We start from the raw sequence: 18,354 nt of genomic DNA, 5'->3' as shown, positions 1-18,354 counted from the left end.
TCACCTGAGTCGAGCCATTCGATACAACCACACGGTACCCGCGACCTGCATCAGGAACGCGACGACGAGGAGCATGCGTCCGCCCGGATCGATCCACATTCCTTCCAGATACTTCGGATTGGTCACCACGACGAAACTGCCGATCGCGATCGGCAGCATCACGAGCACGAATGCCGATAGCCGCGTCTCCGCCGACATCGCCGTCAGTTCGCGCTCCGCCTGCTCGAGGTCACGCATGAACACGGCCATGCGTTCAAGCATCACGTCCGCACGGCCGCCATACTTGACCGACAACCGCAGCACCGAGCCGAGAAGTTCGAACTCTTGGGTCCGATAGATCTTCGCGATACGGAGCATCGCGCGATCGATCTCGACACCCGTCCGCAACATCCGTGACACGTGATCGAGACACCCCCGCAGCGGCTCCTCCGTCGTCAGCAGCGCGGCCTGGAATGCGGCCGGCACGCTGTTGCCAAGCGTCACCAGTCGCACGATCCCGTCGAGAAACGACGGGATCTGCCGGACGATTTTCAGTCGACGCCGCTGGATGCGCGATGTGAGCCAGATGCCGAAAATCGCGCTCCCGCACACAAGCGCGGCGAAACACGCGAGCGCGCCGCCGCGGCTGCCCGCGATGGCCGCAACCGCGACGAGAACGGCCAGCACGACGATGGCCTTGCCACGTGCGCCTTCGATCCCGGCACGGTTCACGAGGTTGGTCAGATACTCCGTTGCGGCCGCATACCAATACGCCCAGAGAGAACGCGACGCGGCATTGCGCGCGCCACTGGGTGACGACACGGGCCGTGACACAGCGGATGCCGCCGATCGTGCAGCCGGTGCCGCCGCGCGTACGCCGGGTTCGAGCCGACTGTCGATGAAGCGCTTCGCATCGGTGCGCACGCGCCGGGTTTCCGCATGTCTCCACAGCATCAGTGCCGATGCCACGCACAGCATCGCGACCGCGAGCATCCCGATCATCGCGCTATACATTGAAGCCCCCGCCGCGGCCGAAACCGCCACCGCCAAAGCCGCCACCGAAACCGCCTCCGCCCATTCCGCGGTTCGTCAGCGTCTGGCGGAAACGCGCGAGCTTCGGCGAATGCGGATGGATGCCCAGCGATTCCCAGTGATCGACTTCCTCGCCCTCCGGGGTCACGCGCGCTTCGTAGCGATACAGCTCCTGCGTCGCGATGATGTTGTCGGACAGCCCGGTCACCTCGGTGATCGACAGAATCCGGCGGCGTCCATTCGACAGTCGCCCGATCTGCACGATGAAGTCGATCGCGTTCGCAATCTGGCGACGCAGGCTCGACTCGGTCCCCTGGAAGCCGGCGAAGCCGGCCAGCATCTCGAGACGGTACAGGCATTCGCGCGGCGAGCTCGCGTGCACGGTGCCCATCGAGCCGTCGTGGCCCGTGTTCATGGCCTGCAGCATTTCGAGCACTTCACCGCCGCGCACTTCGCCGACGATGATCCGGTCCGGACGCATCCGCAGCGTGTTGCGCAACAGGTCGCGAATCGTCACGACACCGTTACCGTCGAACCCGCCCGGCCGGCTTTCGAGCCGCACGACGTGCGGGTGGTTCAGCGACAGTTCGGCCGTATCCTCGATCGTCACGACACGTTCGGCCTCCGGAATGTGGAACGCGAGCGCGTTGAGCAACGACGTCTTGCCCGAACTCGTGCCGCCCGACACGAGCACGTTGCAACGTGCCTCGACCGCCGCCTCGAGCAGCGCGCCGATCTCTTCGTTGTACGTGCCGTTGCCGAGCAGGTCCGACGGCTTGAGCGGGTCCTTGCGGAATTTCCGGATCGAGACGATCGGGCCGTCGATCGACAGCGGCTCGATCACGACGTTGACGCGCCCGCCGTCGGGCAGTCGCGCGTCGACCATCGGGTTCGACTCGTCGAGACGGCGCCCGATCGGCGCGAGGATCCGGCGCACGATTCTCAGCAAATGCGCGTTGTCGGTGAAGCGCACCGGCAGCTTCGCGAGGATCCCGTGCCGCGACACGTACACGTCGTTGTAGCCGTTGATCAGGATGTCCTCGACAGCCGGATCCGCGAGCAGGTCCTCGATCGGCCCGAAGCCCGCGAGCTCCTTCGTCAGCGCCTCGGCGATCGCCCGCACCTCGTTTTCGTTGAGCGGAATGCGGCGCAGGCGCACGAAGCTGTCGATCTCGAGATCGACGAACTGATTGATCGCCTGGCGCGACCATCTGCCGAACTCGGCGCCCAGTTCTTCGATACGCGTCAGCAGGTGCTCATGCGCGGCATTCTTGATGTCGTGGAATTGCTGCGTCTGGGAGAACGGCGCTGCGCCGTCGGCGAATTGAATGTCGTGTGCCATCGGTTATGACCGCTTGGACGAGGGTTGAATGAAACGTTTGAGCGCCGACAGGCCTGGCGCCGCGCGCGACGCGCCCGCCATGCCCGATACGCCGGGCAGCCGCGTCGCGAGGGATTCGAGCGCGCGCACGTACGGGTCGCGCTCCGCCGCGTCGACAATAAGGCGCCCCTGGTTCGCCGCATGGCAGATCGCCACGCGACGCGCGGGCAATGTGCCGACCAGCGACAACCCGAGACGCTCGGCGATTTGCCCGGGCATCAGGTCCAGCGCGGGATCGTACTGGTTGACCACGAGCTTGACGCGATCGGTATCGACGCCCGCGTCGCGCAACCCGGTGAGCAGGTCGGCGGCCGACACGATCGATGCGACGCTCTGATCGCAGACAAGCCACGCCTCGTCCGCCGATGCGGCGATCTGCGTGACGAACTCCCGATTTGAGAACCCGCCGAGATCGACGACCTGCTGGTCGAAGAACGCGCGAAAACGGTTCAGCAAACCGATGCATGACGCATAGGACACGTCGCGCAACCCGCCGAGGTCCGGCGGCAGCGTCGTCAATGCGACGCCGCTCTGGTGTCGCGTGAGCGCGGTGTTCACGAACGTACGATCGATGCGGCGCAGATTCTGCACGGCATCGATGAAATGGAATTCGCAGCGCGTGTTCAGGAACAGCGCGCCGTCACCAGCCGGCAACCCCAGGTCGACCAGCGCGGTCTGACGACCGGCCGGTGCGCCGCCGTCCGTGCCGCCCGCCGCACCCGGGCCGAGCGCCCGCTTCTGCAGCCAGACCGCGAGATTCGCGGCAAGCGTGCTGACGCCCATGCCCGCGCGCGCCCCGAGCAACGCGACGACCTTGCCGTGGCGGCTCGTCGGCTCGCCGACGTGGGACAGCAATCCACGCGTCGTTCGCAGCGCATCCTCGGCCGATGCCGACACGTCGATGAAGTCGCGCACGCCCGCGCGCAGTGCTGCAAGCGTGCTCTCCGGCTGGGCGAGCGAGCCGAGCGCGACGATCGGCAACCCCGGATGCGCCGCACGTACCGTGGCCGCAGCGACGCTCGCCGCTTCGCTGCATTCGGAGAAGTCGATGAACACAAGTGCCGGATTCAGCCCCGTGATGCGCTGTGCAAGCACCCCCGGTTCCAGCGACGCGGCCTCGACCGCACCGGCCGACACCAGCGTATCGGCCAGCCAGCGCACATGCGCTTCCTTTGACGACGCGCAAACGAAGTAGTCGGTCACGGCGGGTTCACACAATGATTGGGTTCGTGCATTCATGTCGAACACCCCCGATTACGCAAGGCGTAGCGATGTGCCGCGACGCGCAATGCTTCAGATTCATTTCGAAAACCCCGGTGCTGCATCCGGCGACGCCGCACCGCCCAGATAGGATCGCCACACCGGCCCGTCACGCTGCTCGGACAACTCGCCGGGCGTCGCAGGCAGTACCGCCCCCTTCGCAATCGGTGCGACGAGATGCGGTGTCACGATGATCAGCAATTCCTTGTCGTTCTGCTGGTAGTTCAGGTTCTTGAAGAACGTGCCGATGATCGGCAGGTCACCGAGCAACGGCACCTTGCTCACGTTCGACAATGTCTGACGGTCGATCAGGCCGCCGATCACGAAGCTCTCGCCGTCACCGAGTTCGACCGTCGTATCGGCACGACGCGTCGTGATGCCCGGCACGGCGACACCGCTGATCGTCACGCTGTTCACGAAATCGAGCTGACTCGATTCCGGCGCGACCTTCAACGCGATCCGGCTCGGGCTCAGCACCGTCGGGGTCAGCGACAGCCCGACGCCGTATTGCTTCCACTGGATCGCGGTCGAGCCGAGCCCCTGCGGCGACGGCACCGGAATCTCGCCGCCCGCGAGGAAGCTGGCGCTCTGGCCGGACAGCGCGACGAGCGTAGGCTCCGCGAGCACGCGCGCCATGTTGTTCGCTTCGAGCAGCGACAGGTCGGCGAAGATGCCACGTCCCGCTGCGTTCACGACCAGGTTGAATGCGGACGCGACCGGCGCGCCAAGCGTCGGAATGTACCCTGCCGTGCCCGGGCCCGATGCGCCGTTATACGACTGCACGCCGCCGGGCGCGAACGAACCGAACGAAAAGCCGTTGCTCTGCTTGAAGAAATTGAAGCCGATTTGCTTGAGCACCGAGCGGCTGAACTCCACCACCCGCACGTCGACCTGCACCACATTCTTGCCGGCCAGCGTCGAGCGATCGATCACCGTGCCTTTGGGGCTCATGTTCTTGGCGACCGCCGCAGCCCGTTCGTGCGCATCGAGCGATGCCGAGGTTCCCCGCAGCACCGACGTCCCGCCGTAGGCTTTCACCTGCGGCATCGAACCGTCGAGTACCGCTTGCGCAGCCGCATCGACGACTTCGACGCTCCACACCGTCGGCTCGTCGTGACCGCGCTCCCACAACATCACGTTCGTCGCACCCGGCGCTTTCGCTGTCAGCAGCACCGAACCGGAGCGACTGCCCTTCATGATCAGCACGTCGGCGATCGTCGGATCGCCGACGGCGACCCGCTGCAGCGCGTGGCCGGCGGAAATCTGCCGCTGGGCGCCGACCGCGAGTTCGATCGTGCCGCTCGCGCTTGCAATGGAGGCGAAGGTCAGGGTCCAGAGCGCAATCGCGAATGCAATCAGTGTGTTTTTCATCGTTTGTTGGACCGTCGCACGGCCTTTACTTGTCGTCGCTGATATCGATGGCCATCGATGTTGTTCAATACGCAACCGTTTCCGACCGGCCGCCACGGATCAACTCGATGCTGCCCCCGCCCCCGCTGCCGCCGGGACGCGTGGCGGGCGGCAGGCGCGATGGCAGTGGCGGCACATTCACGTTGGCCGCCGCGGTCCTCGACGTACCGGACAACTGTTGCAGCGATACGCCGGCCGCGGCAATCGCCGACGGCGACAGCTTGTTGTCCGTGCGCACCGCCACCGTCTGCATCGCAAGCTCGTCGTCGCGCGGATTGCGCAGTGCAAGCGTCAGCCGACCGCTCGCCTCGCCGAGTGTCAGTGCATCGACCTGCGCGGTCGGTACCGCGAGCACCGCGATGCGCGCATTGCTCGGCTGGCCGTTGTTGCCATTCGTATTGCTGCCGCTGTCGCGCTCCGGCGTCGCGTCGCCGAACGACAGCACGCGAACCTTCGACATCAGGAGCCGCGCTTGCGTCTGCGAGACTTCGCCGTCGAACATCGTGCCGCCCGCTTCACGCTTCAGGTTGACGAATACGTCGACGAAGTTGCCCGGCCGCAGGCGGTTGCCGACTGCATTGGTCTCGTCGACGCGAACCGCAATCGCGCGTTCGCCCGGCTGAACATCCTCGGCGAGCCCGGACACCAGTGCGTCCGAAACAACCGGTGCCGACGCCGGGATATCCCTCGCCGGAACGCGACCGACCAGGGCGGCCGGCTCGAAAAACGCGCCTGCCGGCGCAGGAGCGGTCGGTTGAACCTTCAACGCATCGGCGGCAATCGGCTGACCCATCGGCAGCGTGCGCGTCGCGATAACCACCGACACCGGGCTCGCAGCGGCAGCCTGTTGCACGGCGACGGGGCTGGGCGTACTGCGTCCAAGCATCCAAGCGTAGATTCCGAGCAGAACAGCGATCGCAATCAGCAACCCCGCGATGATTTTTGTCAGATTGTTGGCCATGTTGATATGGGAATGCCGGAATCAGGTTCTGGAGCGTGGCAACGGTCGGGCGACGGGACTCAATAGGTGTGCGATTCAAAGCATGCTGGGTTGAACCTGCACGGTCGCACTACTCTGCAGTTGCGGTGCATTGAATACGAATATCCACGGAATCAACGGATTCGCCGCGTATGAGTAGGTCGTCGTCACCATCACGTTGAATGGGGAGGTCGACGTCGATGCGAATGTCGTGCCGCAGGTCACGCCGGGCGTCGAGGTGGGCGTAGGCACCGACGTGGAAACCTGTGCAGCAAAACTCACGTTCTTCGACCACGGCGCGCCGCCCAACGCCTGCGTCACGGCATTTCGCGCATTGACCTGCAGCCGGTCGCACGGCGCCGACGTGTAGTTCAACGCGGCGCGCGCGCCTTCGGATGCCGCGAATGTCAGACTTTGCTGGATGATAAATACCATCCCGAACGTGACGATCGCGTAAAAAATCAGGAAGAAGAGAGGAAAGACGACAGCGAACTCAACCGCCGCCACACCCCGTTGCCGCCGCCATGCGGACGGCTGGCGCGCTTGCGTCCCCCGAGCCATCACATTCCCCTCACATACATAAGATGCAGAAGCCACACAGCTGCCGGCATCACGAGAAACGCCGCATATGGTGTCGCCCGGCGGCCACCGAGCGTCATCGTGGGCGTATCGCGCTTGTACAGTGCGGAAAACGACGTCCGCGACAGAAGCATCACCCAGAGTGCGTGCAAGCCCGCTGCGAGGCTGGCAACGATCCAGAGCCACAACAACGCTTGTGCACCACACCATGCCCCCAGTACGGCGAATACCTTGACGTCGGCCGCGCCCATGACGCGCAATGCGAACAAGGGCGAAAAGCAAATCAGCCCTACGACCGCACCCGCCAATGATTGAGAGAGGGAAATGCCAAACGGATTTCCGGAGATCGTCGCGCCCACCAATGCGGCCACCAAACCGAAAATGACGAGTGAATTTCGAATGCGCCGGAGACGGATATCACTGGCCGCGACAAATATCGCCCAGCCCAGGAATGCCCCGCAGAAAATAAGACGTACCATCACGCCGCGATCGATCCCGGCCGGATCGGCGGGCGAACAAGTAATGCAATCCGCCCGCCGCTCAGCCGCAAGATGATTTCCGGAACCCGCGCCCTCTCACCCGCCGCTATTAACTCGAAGCAGCCGCAGACCAGCACGTGCTGCTCGGCGACGAGACACAGGTACCAATTTTCGTGAAGGTACTGCTGAGATTGGAGCCCACCGATGAGGCGCCGGCAATGATGGCAACAGCAATCAGACCCGCGATCAGCCCGTACTCGATCGCGGTAACCCCGTCCTCTTCCTTAAGGAAGCGCTTGATGAGTGCTTTCATTTTTTAATTCCTCGTGCCTGTATTTACGTTTTTTGGCCTTTTATACGTAGTACATCCCCGCATATCTGGCCGTTGCCCCGCGTCGTTCGTCCAACTGAGCAACGACAACCGGGTGCGCTTTCTTTATATGTCACCCCGAAGGGCATGTATCACAATTTGATGCAAGTTAACATTCGCGATAGTGACCCTCCCCGAACGTCGTGTACCGAACTGTACATTTCCTTACACCTGCTCCGGATTCTATATCCGAACCTATTTAACTTCCAACCTGTTTTAAGAGCGGATCGAAAAAACTTTCCGGGAGCACAGCGTATTTGTACGGCGTTTCGGTACGACTTACACATAGGATTTACGATAGGTTAGATGTGCACACCTAATCCACCAGTAAAACAACCGGACCGCCCGCCAGGCCTGCACTCCCCCCACGTTACGCCGCACGCGTAACGCCAATGTTGTGACGTTACGTTACGCAACGGTCGGAATCGTTCTCATTCGACGGTTCTTAAACAGATTCAACAATCTTTCAGTTTGCCTAAATCCCTTTTCCGACAAGGAATTGCCCCGTTTAAAACCAATCGTCGAACCGTCGACCATCGAAATGGCACGACAGTTGCAGAGTAATCCCCGCATCACTCAACACAACATCAGCTTCAATGCGAGGACGAAATGGACATTCAGGTTATCCCTCATGGCACGCTCCGGACGACTATGATCGCGGCCACCGTGGCAGCCATGCTTTCCCTCTCCGCGTGCGGCGGTTCCGGTTCCATCAGCAAGGGGCTCAGCGGCGGCTCCGGCGCCAGCAGTGGCGACTCGATCTCCACGTCGGGCGGCGGCACTTCGGGCGGCACCTCGGGCGGCACGTCCGGTTCGACGAGCGGCAGCACGTCGGGCAGCACCAGCGGCTCGACCAGCGGCAGCACGAGCGGCAGCACCAGCGGCACGACGAGCGGAACATCCAGCGGAACGTCCAGCGGCACGAGCGGCACCTCCGGTGTGTCGTCGAACGCAGTGGGTAATCTCCTCGCAAGCGGCAGCAACCTCGTCACCGATCTCGGTGGCACCGTGTCGAACCTCGGCGGCGTCGTCGCGAGCCAGTCGCTGCCCGGCGTCGACCCGGCCACGACGCAGTCGGCAGGCGGCATCATCCAGAACGTCGGCGGCGCGGTCACGGCACTCGGCAATGGCCTCGGCAACGGCCTCGGCCAGCTCGGCGCGACGAAAGACCCGGTCGGCGTCACGGTCGCCAGCACCGGCGGCGTGGTGAACCAGCTCGGCGGCGCAGTCACGCAGACCGGCAACCTCGTCACGAGCCTCGGCAGCGGCCCGCTGTCGCCGCTCGCCCCCGTCACCGGCGCCGTCGGCGGCCTCGTCACGCAGGTCGGCAACGCGGTATCGAACGGCGGCACCACGCTGTCCAACGTGCTGTCGACCGGCCCGATCCAGCAGGTCACGCAGACGGTCAGCTCGGCGATCACGCCGATCACGACGATGGTCGGTCAGACGACGCAGACGATCGGGACGGCCACCGGCCTCGGCGCCCCGATCAACACGCTGCTCGGCACGATCGGCAACGGCCTGAACCAGGGCGGCGCGCTGATCGCGTCGACAGGCGGCAACCCCGTCACGACCGGCCTCGGCAGCACCGTCTCGTCGACCGGCAATACCGTGAAGGCCGTCGGCGGCCTGCTCACGGGCAGCACCAGCGGCGCGACCAACCCGCTCGCACCGCTCACGGGCCTCGTCTCCACCGTCACCGGTGCACTCGGTGGCGCAACGGGCGGCACGAGCGGCGGTCCGCTCGCTCCGGTTACCGGCCTCGTCTCCACCGTCACCGGCGCACTCGGCGGTGCCACGGGCGGCACGAGCGGTGGCCCGCTCGCTCCGGTTACCGGCCTCGTCTCCACCGTCACCGGCGCACTCGGCGGTGCCACGGGCGGCACGAGCGGCGGCCCGCTCGCTCCGGTTACCGGCCTCGTCTCCACCGTCACCGGCGCACTCGGCGGTGCAGCAGGCGGCACGAGCGGCGGCCCGCTCGCTCCGGTCACCGGTCTCGTCTCCACCGTCACCGGCGCACTCGGCGGCGCGGCAGGCGGCAGCGGCGGCCCGCTCGCCCCGGTCACGGGCCTGGTCTCCACGGTCACCGGCGCGCTCGGCAGCGCAACGGGCGGCACCGGCGGCAGCAACCCGCTCGCTCCCGTGACGGGCGCGGTCTCCGCAGTCACCAGCACGGCCGGCGTACCGGCACTGAGCGGCACGACGGGCGCCGTCACGAATTCAGGCTCGGGCTCGAACCTGCTCACGCCTGTCACATCGCTGATCGGCGGCCTGCTCGGCGGCACGCACGGCAAGTAATCCGACATCCATTCATCGACAAGACAGCGAGGAGTCCAACATGTCCCAGCAACGTTCCATCACGACGGTCACCCTGCGCCAGTGGCGCGCGCCCCTCACCGCCTTCGCCACGGCGTGCCTGCTGGCCGCTTGCGGCGGCAACAGCGTCAGCACGCCGCCGACCGCCAGCAACGCCGGCAGTTCCAGCGGCACGAGCGGTACCAGCGGCACGAGCGGCACCAGCGGCTCGTCCACCGGCACCAAGGGCGCTGTCAGCACGCTCGGCCAGACCGCGACCGACCTCGGCAGCACGATCGGCAACGTCAGCGTGCCTGGCCTCGGCGACGGCGTGACGAAGGGCGTCGGCAGCACCGTCTCGAGCACCGGCACGATCATCAACGCGGCCGCCGATGCGTTGAGCAACGGGCTGGGACAGACCGGCTCGATCAAGGATCCCGTCGGCACGACGGTCGCCGGCCTCGGGAATGTCGTCGGCGCGACGAGCAACACCGTGTCCGGGCTGAGCTCGACGGTCAAGGCGCTCGGCACGGGTCCGCTCGCGCCGCTCGCCCCTGTCACGACGCCGGTCGGCACCGTGCTCGACACGGTTGCCAACGGCCTGTCGGCAGCCGGTACGACGGTCGGCTCGACGCTGTCGTCGGGTGCCGTGCAGCAGGTTACGCAACCGCTCAGCTCGGCGATCACGCCGCTGGTGATCACCGCAGGCCAGGTCACGCAACAGGTCGGCACGACCACCGGCCTCGGGCAACCCGTGTCTGGCCTGCTCGGCCAGGTCGGCGGCGCAATCAGCTCGGCGGGCACGAAGGTCGCAAGCACGTCTAACCAGCCGCTCGTCGGCGACGTCGGCCAGCTCGTCACCGCGGTCGGCAACACCGTGACCAACGCGGGCGGCCTCGTCAACCCGAACGGCCCGAACGGCGCGGCACCGATCCCCGGCCTGATCACGAGCCTCGTCGGCGGCTCGACGGCATCGGTCCAGAGCGGCACGTCGTCGGGCTCCAGCTCGACGAACCCGCTCGGCGGCCTGCTGTCCGGCCTCGGCTCGACGCCGCTCGGTTCGCTCACGGGTGCGGTCGGCGGCGCAACGGGCAGTTCGGGCAGCAATCCGCTCGCACCGGTCACGGGCCTCGTGTCGACGGTGACGGGTACGCTCGGCGGCGCAACCGGTGGTGCAGGCGGGGCAAACCCTCTCGCGCCCGTCACCGGTTTGCTGAATACTGTCACCGGAGCAGTCGGCGGTGCAGCGGGATCCGGGGCTTCGTCGAGCCCGCTCGCGCCGGTCACGTCGCTGGTCGGCAGCGTGACGGGTGCGGCATCGTCGGGCGGCTCGACGGGTCTGCTGGCACCGGTCACGGGATTGCTCGGCACGCTGGGTAGCGTCGGCAAGTAAGGAGAGCGGACGCGCCCTTGCAGCCGGAGCAGGAGGCGCGGCCGTACCAATACAACCGGCATTGCGGCACGCGGCGCGCGACACCCTGGTGTCGCGCGCCCGCATTAGAAAGAAGACGAAAAGCAAGGCCTACGAGGAAGCACAATGAAATCCAGACTCGACAGATGGATGATGCTGCTCGCCATCGCGGCAGCAGGCACGGCACATGCACAGACGCGCGCGGCAGGTAACCCGCTCGATTCCCTCCCCCAGATCAACGCGCCGCAGAAAGGCCCGAGCGTGACCGTGCAGGTCGCGCCGCAGGCACCGCAACTGCAGGAGCTGCTGTCGCGACACGTGACGCCGACGACGTTCCAGGTCGAAGGCGTGAAGTCGGTGCCGTTCGACGAAATCTCTCGTCGCTTCACGCCCCTCGTCGGCAAGGACATCACGATCGGCGAACTGATCGAAACCGCCAACGGCGTGACCAAGCTGTACCAGGATCGCGGCTATGCGCTGTCGTTCGCGTTCATTCCCGCGCAGACGTTCGAGAACGGCGTCGTGCGCGTCACGGTCGTCGAAGGCTACGTGTCGGACGTCAAGGTCACCGGCAAGCCCGGCGCGATGGAATCGAAGATCCGCGCGATCGCCGCGCACATCACGGCCGATCGCCCGTTGCGCCGCGCGACGTTCGAACGCTACGTGAACACGTTCGGTCTCCTGCCCGGCCTGACGGTGAAGGCGAATGTGCCGCCGCCGCAGACGACCGACGGCGCAACGACACTCGAACTGGCCGTCGACCGCAAGGCATTCAACATCAGCACCGGCATCGATTTCAATCACCCGGGTGTCCAGGGTCTCATCACTGCGACGGAGAACGGCCTCACGTCGTTCGGCGAACAATTGAGCATTTCCGCGCTGGTCCCGCCCGGACGCGACAAGCAGACCTACGTCGCATTCAGCGGCGCGGTGCCGGTCGGCAGCAGCGGCCTGGTCACGCGCCTCGACGCCAGCACGTATCGCGGCAAGCCGACCGACAACCCGGGCCTGCCGTCGACCGTCGAGCGCACCGTCAAGAACGAGAAGCTCGGTCTTTCGGCATCCTATCCGTTGCTGCTGAACAACCAGCGCAGCCTGCTCGGCACCGTGTCGGGCTATGCGTCGCACAACGAAGACCGCTACCAGAACAAGATCACCGGCAACAGCATCGACACCCGCTCGCAAGTCCGCGTGCTGCAGATGCAGCTCGACTACACGAGCGTATCGGCCAAGCAGGTACAGAAGCTGAGCGTGAACGTCGCAAAGGGCTTCAACATTCTCGGCGCGTCGAAAGCGCAGGACATCACGATCGGCTCGAACACGACGTCGGTCGACAGCCCGATTTCGCTGACGTTCGTGCGCACCGGCGCGACCTTCACGCAAACCAACGAATGGCCGTTCAAGATCGGCACGTCGGTTTCGCTGACCGGCCAGTACAGCCCCGACTCGCTGCCGACGTCGGAGCAGATTTCGTTCGGCTCGACGCGCTACGCGCTCGGCTACCAGCCGGGCGAAACGTCGGGCGACTCGGGCTGGGGGATGTCGCTGGAGGTCAACCGCGGATTCACGCCCGGCTGGACGTACATGAAATCGATCACGCCGTACATCGCGTACGACATGGCGCGCGTGTACCTGCATACCGGCACGCCGTCACCGAGCCGCCTGTCGTCGGTCGGTATCGGCGTGCGGTTTTCGGACAGCCGCTACTACAGTCTCGACCTGAATATCGCGAAGCCGATCGGCGATGCACCGGTTGAAAGCGCATCGCGCAGCCCGCGCGTGAATGCCGCATTCTCGTATCAGCTCAACTGATCAGTCACCAGACAGGCCGCGTCTCGCGGGCTGTTTGGATTAGAGCCCCCTCTATCAAACGCAGCGCGCGGTTTCACGTATTCTGGCAAAGCTCGCAACATGCCACCGCCCTATGCAGACGGTCGTGCGGGCGCATCGAACACGACATGAAACAAGGAGGAAGACAATGATTCAACTGACCCGCCCGTTGCGCGCACTGGCCGTCGCAAGTGCACTGCTCGCTTGCGCCGCCCCCACCTTCGCCCAGGCCGACAGCCCCATCGGCATGTGGCAGACGATCGACGACAATACGCACGCGCCGAAGGCGCTCGTGCAGATCGCCGATGACGGCGAAGGTTCGCTGTCGGGCAAGGTCGTCAAGGGCCTCGGCGCCAGCGACACACCCGATCGCCGCTGCACCGCATGCACGGACGAGCGCAAGGATCAGCTCATCAAGGGCATGACGATCATCAAGGCAATGAAGAAGGACGGCGACCACTGGGACGGCGGCAACATCCTCGACCCGGAAAACGGCAAGGTCTACAAGTGCAAGATGTCGCTGGAAGACGGCGGCCAGAAGCTCGTCGTGCGCGGCTACATCGGCGTGTCGCTGCTCGGTCGATCGCAGACCTGGGTTCGCGCGCAATAACGCGACGCGCGTCGATGCGCGCGACGCAATGAAAAATCGGCCTGCGACGACGTCGTCAGGCCGATTTTGTTTTGATGTGGGCGTGAATGAAATCGACCGACAGATCGACCGACATCACGCTGCGTGCTTCAGCGCATCCGGCGCGTAGCTGCCCGGTGCACGATACACCGGCACTGCCGCACTCCGCACCTCCGCCGCCTTCGATTGCGTGTGCTTGCGCATCCGCGCGGACAATTCGTTGCACAGAGTCACGCCTGCGTCGCCATACAGCTCTCGCATCACCTGCATCAACGTGCCGGTCTCGTGCCAGACCTTGAAGCGGCGATGGCAGGTCTGGTACGAAGGGTAACGACGCGGCACCGCGGACCAGGTCGCGCCGCTATAGATCACCCAGAGCACGCCGTTCAGGACGGCGCGCGTGTTGGCCAACGGCCGGCCGCGCAACTCGGTGCGCGGCTGCATTTCGGGCAGAAGCGGCACGACGCAGCGCCACTCATGGTCGGTCAGATCGCGATACGGTGTCATGGACATCTCCAGCCTTAGGAACCATGACACAACGATATCGGCTGGCCTCAACCATGAACATAAGACAAGTCCGAAAATACCCCGAGATCGGGAGAATTTGACCGGAATTGACGTTTGAAGCCCGCCACTTGTCGAAAGCTGCGATCAGGTCAGCGACGTATCGACGATGCGGCGCGGCGTCTCGAGGTACTCCTTCGACTGCATCTCGACGATCCGCGATACCGTACGCGTGAACTCGTTCGCCATCGGCCCTTCGACGTACAGTTGCTCCGCCGGCACCGCCGCGGACATCAGCAGCTTGACCTTGTGGTCGTACAGCACGTCGATGAGCCAGGTGAAGCGCCGCGCCTCGGACGCCATCCGCGGCGACATCTGCGGCACCTCCGACAGCACGATCGCGTGGAAGCGGCTGGCGAGCTCGAGATAGTCGTTCTGTGAACGCGGGCCGCCGCACAGCGTCGCGAAGTCGAACCAGACGACCCCGTCGGCCTTGCGCAGCGCCTTCAACTCGCGCTTCTCGATATGCAGGATCGGGCTTTCGTCCGGCACCGCGGCGAGCTTCGCGAATGCATGGCGCAGTTCGCGATCGGCGTCCGCGCCGAGCGGCGTGTGGTACATCCGCACCTGCGCCAGCGTGCGCTGGCGATAGTCGACGCCGGCATCGACGTTCAGCACGTCGAGCTTTTGCTTGATCAGCGCGATCGCCGGCAGCATGCGGTCGCGATGCAGGCCATCGGGATACAGATCGTCGGGATCGTAGTTGGACGTCATCACGAACTGCACGCCGTTGTTGAAGAGGCGATCGAGCAGCCGGTAGAGGATCATCGCGTCCGCGATGTCCGACACGTGGAATTCGTCGAAACAGATCAGCCGGTAGCGCTTCGCGATACGGCGCGCGAGCTCGTCGAGCGGATCGGCCTGCCCTTTCAGTTCCTCGAGTTCGTGGTGTACCTCACGCATGAACTCGTGGAAGTGCAGGCGCGTCTTGCGCTGCACGGGCACCACCGCATAGAAGCTGTCCATCAGGAAGCTCTTGCCGCGGCCGACACCGCCCCACATGTAGACGCCGCGCGGCAGGTCCGGATGGTTGATGAGTTTCTTGAACGCGTTCGAGCGACGCGCCTTGTACTCGACCCACTCGTCGAAACAGTGCTGCAGGCGGTCGACCGCCGCGCGCTGGGCGGGATCGGACTGATAGCCGCGCGTGGTCAGTTCGCGCGTGTAGTATTCGGTGACGTTCATCGGGCAAACCGGAAAGAACGAAGGCGAGCGGGAAACCCCGCCCGCCTTCGTCATGAGACGGCTGCGCCGGCCGATGGCCGGCCGGCGCTATACCGCGCTCAGCTGTTCAGCGAGCGCTTGTCGACGGCGAGCGCCGCTTCGCGCATCACTTCCGACATCGACGGGTGCGGGTGGCAGATGCGGGCGATGTCTTCCGACGCCGCCTTGAACTCCATCGCCACCACGGCTTCCGCGATCAGGTCCGACGCATTCGCGGCGATCACGTGCACGCCGAGCAGTTCGTCGGTCTTCGCGTCCGCGATCATCTTCACGAAACCGTCCGGCGCGTTCATGCCGAGCGCGCGGCCGTTGATCGAGAACGGGAACTTGCCCGACTTGATCTCGCGGCCTTCGGCCTTCAGCTGCTGTTCCGTCTTGCCGACCCATGCGATTTCCGGGTACGTGTAGATCACCCACGGAATGCAGTTGTAGTCGATGTGCGGCTTCTGGCCGTCGATCACTTCCGCGACCAGCACGCCTTCGTCTTCCGCCTTGTGCGCGAGCATCGGGCCGCGCACCACGTCGCCGATCGCGTAGACGTTCGGCACTGCGGTACGGCAGTGATCGTCCACGTCGATGAAGCCGCGCTCGTTCGCCTTCAGGCCGATTGCCTCGAGGCCGAGGTTGTCGGTGTTCGGCACGCGGCCGACCGACACGATCAGGCGGTCGGCGTCGAGCGTCTGCGCGTTGCCGTCCTTGTCCGTGTAAGCGATCGACACGCTGTCCGCGGTCGTCTTCACGTCGCCGATCTTCACGCCGAGATGGATGTCGAGGCCCTGCTTCTTGAACAGCTTGGCCGCTTCCTTCGCGAGCGCTTCGTCGGCTGCGCCGAGGAACGCCGGCAGCGCTTCGAGCACCGTCACTTCGGCACCCAGGCGACGCCACACCGAGCCGAGCTCGAGGCCGATCACGCCTGCGCCGATCACGGCGAGCTTCTTCGGCACCGAGTCGAACGTCAGCGCACCTTCGTTGTCCGACACGATCTTGTTGTCGACCGGGACGTTCGGCAGGTGACGTGCCTTCGAACCCGTCGCGATGATCACGTTCTTCGCGGTGACGACTTCGGTTTCACCCTCGCCGCTGACTTCGATCTGCACGCCGGCGTCGGTCTTGCCGGTGAACTTGCCATGGCCCTTCAGCCAGGTGATCTTGTTCTTCTTGAACAGGAACTCGATCCCGCTCGTCATCTTCTCGACGATCGCATCCTTGCGGCCAAGCATCTTCGCGACGTCGATCTTCACGCCGTCGACCGTGATGCCGTGGTCGGCCAGGTGATGCGACGTGTTCTCGAACTCTTCCGACGAAGCGAGCAGCGCCTTCGACGGGATGCAGCCGACGTTCAGGCAGGTGCCGCCGAGCTTCAGCGCGCCGGCCGGGTTCTTCCACTTCTCGATACAGGCAACGGTCTTGCCGAGCTGCGCGGCGCGAATCGCGGCGATATAGCCGCCGGGGCCGGCGCCGATCACGACGACGTCAAATTCCTTGGACATGACAATCCTTTCTACTTGTACGCCCGCACGCTCGCGCGTGTGCGCGAGCGTGCGGGGCGGGTCAATGCAGTGAGACTCGGCTTACAGGTCGAGCAGCAGGCGTGCCGGATCTTCCAGCGCATCCTTCATCGCGACGAGCGACAGGACTGCTTCGCGGCCGTCGATGATCCGGTGGTCGTACGACAGTGCCAGGTAGTTGATCGGACGGATCACGATCTGGCCGTTTTCGACAACCGGGCGCTCCTTCGTCGCGTGCACGCCGAGGATGGCCGACTGCGGCGGGTTGATGATCGGGGTCGACAGCATCGAGCCGAACACGCCGCCGTTCGAGATCGAGAACGTACCGCCCGTCATTTCCTCGATCGACAGCTTGCCGTCCTTCGCCTTCTGGCCGAATTCGGCGATCTTCTTTTCGATGTCGGCGAGGCTCAGCTGATCCGCGTTGCGCAGGATCGGCACGACCAGGCCGCGCGGCGAACCGACCGCGATACCGATGTCGAAGTAGCCGTGGTAGACGATGTCGTTACCGTCGATCGACGCATTCACGAGCGGGAACTTCTTCAGCGCATGCACGGCCGCCTTCACGAAGAACGACATGAAGCCGAGCTTCACGCCATGTTCCTTCTCGAACTTGTCCTTGTACTTGTTGCGCAGCTCCATGACCGGAGCCATGTTGACTTCGTTGAACGTCGTCAGGATCGCGTTGGTCTGCTGCGATTCGAGCAGACGCTCGGCGATACGCGCACGCAGGCGCGACATCGGCACGCGCTGTTCCGGACGATCGTTGAGCCACGTCGTGGCCGACGCCGGCACCTTCACTTCCGGCAGCGCCGGCTTCGCGGCGGCGGCCTTTGCCGGTGCGGCGGCGGAAGCGGCCTTCGGTGCGCTGCCCGCGGCCAGCGCGTCGCCCTTCGTGACGCGGCCGTCGCGGCCCGAACCTGCGACGTCGCCTGCCGACAGGCCCTTCTCGGCCAGCAGCTTCGACGCGGCCGGCGATGCGGCGGCCGAGCTCGATGCGACTGCGGCAGCCGGCTGTGCAGCCGGTGCGGCTGCAGCAGGGGCTGCCGCCGGCTGCACTTCGGCGGCGCCTGCCGCTGCTTCGGCAGCACCTGCCTTCGCTTCGGTGTCGATCGTCGCGATGATCTGGTCGGCGACCACGGTGTCACCGTCGTTCTGCAGCACTTGCGCGAGCACGCCCGCGGCCGGTGCCGGCACTTCGAGCACGACCTTGTCGGTCTCGAGTTCGATCAGGATTTCGTCCTGCGCGACCGCTTCGCCCGGCTTCTTCTTCCACTGCAGCATGGTGGCTTCCGAAACCGACTCCGAAAGCTGGGGGACTTTGACTTCTACGATAGCCATGTGATTTTCCTGGATGCTTAATCTGGGGTGTGACGAGGTTCGTGCGATTCCTTCGGCCGGTGCGGCGCGCAACGCGCCCGGCGG

Annotated in this window: 16 protein-coding genes; 4 read left to right on the top strand and 12 right to left on the bottom strand. The window is 65.1% G+C overall.

The genetic code is table 11. The features are described 5' to 3' along the window. The 8 genes from U5771_RS23725 to U5771_RS23690 form a co-directional block, all read right to left on the bottom strand. Positions 1 to 993 (bottom strand): type II secretion system F family protein, encoded by a 993-nt coding sequence (locus tag U5771_RS23725; RefSeq protein ID WP_322026210.1) that lies wholly within the window; start codon positions 991 to 993, stop codon positions 1 to 3. Then, positions 986 to 2,353: a CpaF family protein gene (locus U5771_RS23720; protein ID WP_322026209.1), complete on the bottom strand. Its 1,368-nt coding sequence runs from the start codon at positions 2,351 to 2,353 to the stop codon at positions 986 to 988. The genes U5771_RS23725 and U5771_RS23720 overlap by 8 nt, the downstream gene beginning before the upstream one ends. 3 nt (positions 2,354 to 2,356) lie before the next feature. Further along, positions 2,357 to 3,631, bottom strand: a complete 1,275-nt coding sequence (locus tag U5771_RS23715) for a fimbrial protein (RefSeq protein ID WP_322026208.1) — start codon at positions 3,629 to 3,631, stop codon at positions 2,357 to 2,359. A 60-nt stretch (positions 3,632 to 3,691) separates the two neighbouring features. Beyond that, positions 3,692 to 5,023, bottom strand: coding sequence for a type II and III secretion system protein family protein (locus U5771_RS23710; RefSeq protein WP_322026207.1), 1,332 nt, complete (start codon positions 5,021 to 5,023; stop codon positions 3,692 to 3,694). Between the two features lie 64 nt (positions 5,024 to 5,087). Next, on the bottom strand, positions 5,088 to 6,023 hold the full coding sequence (gene cpaB, locus U5771_RS23705; protein WP_322026206.1) for a Flp pilus assembly protein CpaB: 936 nt from the start codon (positions 6,021 to 6,023) through the stop codon (positions 5,088 to 5,090). Between the two features lie 75 nt (positions 6,024 to 6,098). Beyond that, a complete protein-coding gene (locus U5771_RS23700) occupies positions 6,099 to 6,602 on the bottom strand; it encodes a TadE/TadG family type IV pilus assembly protein (RefSeq protein ID WP_322026205.1) in 504 nt (167 codons plus the stop codon). Then, complete coding sequence (locus tag U5771_RS23695) at positions 6,602 to 7,099, bottom strand: prepilin peptidase (protein ID WP_322026232.1); 498 nt, start codon at positions 7,097 to 7,099, stop codon at positions 6,602 to 6,604. Before U5771_RS23695 ends, U5771_RS23700 begins: the two co-directional genes overlap by 1 nt. 109 nt (positions 7,100 to 7,208) lie before the next feature. Beyond that, positions 7,209 to 7,412 carry a Flp family type IVb pilin gene (locus tag U5771_RS23690; protein ID WP_322026204.1) on the bottom strand — a complete coding sequence of 68 codons (204 nt, stop codon included), beginning with the start codon at positions 7,410 to 7,412 and terminating at the stop codon, positions 7,209 to 7,211. A gap of 666 nt (positions 7,413 to 8,078) precedes the next feature. Here U5771_RS23690 and U5771_RS23685 point away from each other — a divergent pair. From U5771_RS23685 to U5771_RS23670, 4 genes are all read left to right on the top strand, one after another. After that, positions 8,079 to 9,767, top strand: coding sequence for a collagen-like triple helix repeat-containing protein (locus U5771_RS23685; RefSeq protein WP_322026203.1), 1,689 nt, complete (start codon positions 8,079 to 8,081; stop codon positions 9,765 to 9,767). Positions 9,768 to 9,807: 40 nt separating this feature from the next. Continuing rightward, a complete protein-coding gene (locus tag U5771_RS23680; RefSeq protein ID WP_322026202.1) occupies positions 9,808 to 11,157 on the top strand; it encodes a collagen-like triple helix repeat-containing protein in 1,350 nt (449 codons plus the stop codon). 144 nt (positions 11,158 to 11,301) lie between these two features. Continuing rightward, positions 11,302 to 12,987 carry a ShlB/FhaC/HecB family hemolysin secretion/activation protein gene (locus U5771_RS23675; RefSeq protein ID WP_322026201.1) on the top strand — a complete coding sequence of 562 codons (1,686 nt, stop codon included), beginning with the start codon at positions 11,302 to 11,304 and terminating at the stop codon, positions 12,985 to 12,987. A gap of 166 nt (positions 12,988 to 13,153) precedes the next feature. Then, positions 13,154 to 13,615, top strand: coding sequence for a DUF2147 domain-containing protein (locus U5771_RS23670; RefSeq protein WP_322026200.1), 462 nt, complete (start codon positions 13,154 to 13,156; stop codon positions 13,613 to 13,615). 114 nt (positions 13,616 to 13,729) lie between these two features. Here U5771_RS23670 and U5771_RS23665 read toward each other — a convergent pair whose 3' ends face one another. The 4 genes from U5771_RS23665 to odhB form a co-directional block, all read right to left on the bottom strand. Next, positions 13,730 to 14,140, bottom strand: coding sequence for a transposase (locus U5771_RS23665; protein ID WP_322026199.1), 411 nt, complete (start codon positions 14,138 to 14,140; stop codon positions 13,730 to 13,732). A gap of 144 nt (positions 14,141 to 14,284) precedes the next feature. After that, positions 14,285 to 15,382, bottom strand: coding sequence for a cell division protein ZapE (gene zapE / locus U5771_RS23660; protein ID WP_322026198.1), 1,098 nt, complete (start codon positions 15,380 to 15,382; stop codon positions 14,285 to 14,287). Positions 15,383 to 15,480: 98 nt separating this feature from the next. Then, entirely contained in the window at positions 15,481 to 16,911 is a 1,431-nt protein-coding gene (gene lpdA / locus U5771_RS23655; protein WP_322026197.1) for a dihydrolipoyl dehydrogenase, read from the bottom strand. Positions 16,912 to 16,992: 81 nt separating this feature from the next. Beyond that, on the bottom strand, positions 16,993 to 18,270 hold the full coding sequence (odhB, locus tag U5771_RS23650; protein ID WP_322026196.1) for a 2-oxoglutarate dehydrogenase complex dihydrolipoyllysine-residue succinyltransferase: 1,278 nt from the start codon (positions 18,268 to 18,270) through the stop codon (positions 16,993 to 16,995). Positions 18,271 to 18,354 lie beyond the last annotated feature (84 nt).

This window comes from Burkholderia sp. BCC1977 (assembly GCF_905339595.1).
Taxonomy (GTDB): domain Bacteria; phylum Pseudomonadota; class Gammaproteobacteria; order Burkholderiales; family Burkholderiaceae; genus Burkholderia.
The sequence above is the reverse complement of the archived record's forward strand: the minus strand, read 5'-3'. Positions and strand labels throughout refer to the sequence as shown.

Excerpts from the sequence above, each read along its gene's own strand:
- U5771_RS23680 (WP_322026202.1), top strand. The coding sequence starts at position 9,808 with ATGTCCCAGCAACGTTCCATCACGACGGTCACCCTGCGCCAGTGGCGC.
- U5771_RS23690 (WP_322026204.1), bottom strand. The coding sequence starts at position 7,412 with ATGAAAGCACTCATCAAGCGCTTCCTTAAGGAAGAGGACGGGGTTACC.
- U5771_RS23665 (WP_322026199.1), bottom strand. The coding sequence starts at position 14,140 with ATGACACCGTATCGCGATCTGACCGACCATGAGTGGCGCTGCGTCGTG.
- cpaB (WP_322026206.1), bottom strand. The coding sequence starts at position 6,023 with ATGGCCAACAATCTGACAAAAATCATCGCGGGGTTGCTGATTGCGATC.
- U5771_RS23685 (WP_322026203.1), top strand. The coding sequence starts at position 8,079 with ATGGACATTCAGGTTATCCCTCATGGCACGCTCCGGACGACTATGATC.
- U5771_RS23695 (WP_322026232.1), bottom strand. The coding sequence starts at position 7,099 with ATGGTACGTCTTATTTTCTGCGGGGCATTCCTGGGCTGGGCGATATTT.
- U5771_RS23720 (WP_322026209.1), bottom strand. The coding sequence starts at position 2,353 with ATGGCACACGACATTCAATTCGCCGACGGCGCAGCGCCGTTCTCCCAG.
- U5771_RS23715 (WP_322026208.1), bottom strand. The coding sequence starts at position 3,631 with ATGAATGCACGAACCCAATCATTGTGTGAACCCGCCGTGACCGACTAC.
- zapE (WP_322026198.1), bottom strand. The coding sequence starts at position 15,382 with ATGAACGTCACCGAATACTACACGCGCGAACTGACCACGCGCGGCTAT.
- U5771_RS23700 (WP_322026205.1), bottom strand. The coding sequence starts at position 6,602 with ATGGCTCGGGGGACGCAAGCGCGCCAGCCGTCCGCATGGCGGCGGCAA.
- odhB (WP_322026196.1), bottom strand. The coding sequence starts at position 18,270 with ATGGCTATCGTAGAAGTCAAAGTCCCCCAGCTTTCGGAGTCGGTTTCG.
- U5771_RS23675 (WP_322026201.1), top strand. The coding sequence starts at position 11,302 with ATGAAATCCAGACTCGACAGATGGATGATGCTGCTCGCCATCGCGGCA.
- U5771_RS23725 (WP_322026210.1), bottom strand. The coding sequence starts at position 993 with ATGTATAGCGCGATGATCGGGATGCTCGCGGTCGCGATGCTGTGCGTG.
- lpdA (WP_322026197.1), bottom strand. The coding sequence starts at position 16,911 with ATGTCCAAGGAATTTGACGTCGTCGTGATCGGCGCCGGCCCCGGCGGC.
- U5771_RS23670 (WP_322026200.1), top strand. The coding sequence starts at position 13,154 with ATGATTCAACTGACCCGCCCGTTGCGCGCACTGGCCGTCGCAAGTGCA.
- U5771_RS23710 (WP_322026207.1), bottom strand. The coding sequence starts at position 5,023 with ATGAAAAACACACTGATTGCATTCGCGATTGCGCTCTGGACCCTGACC.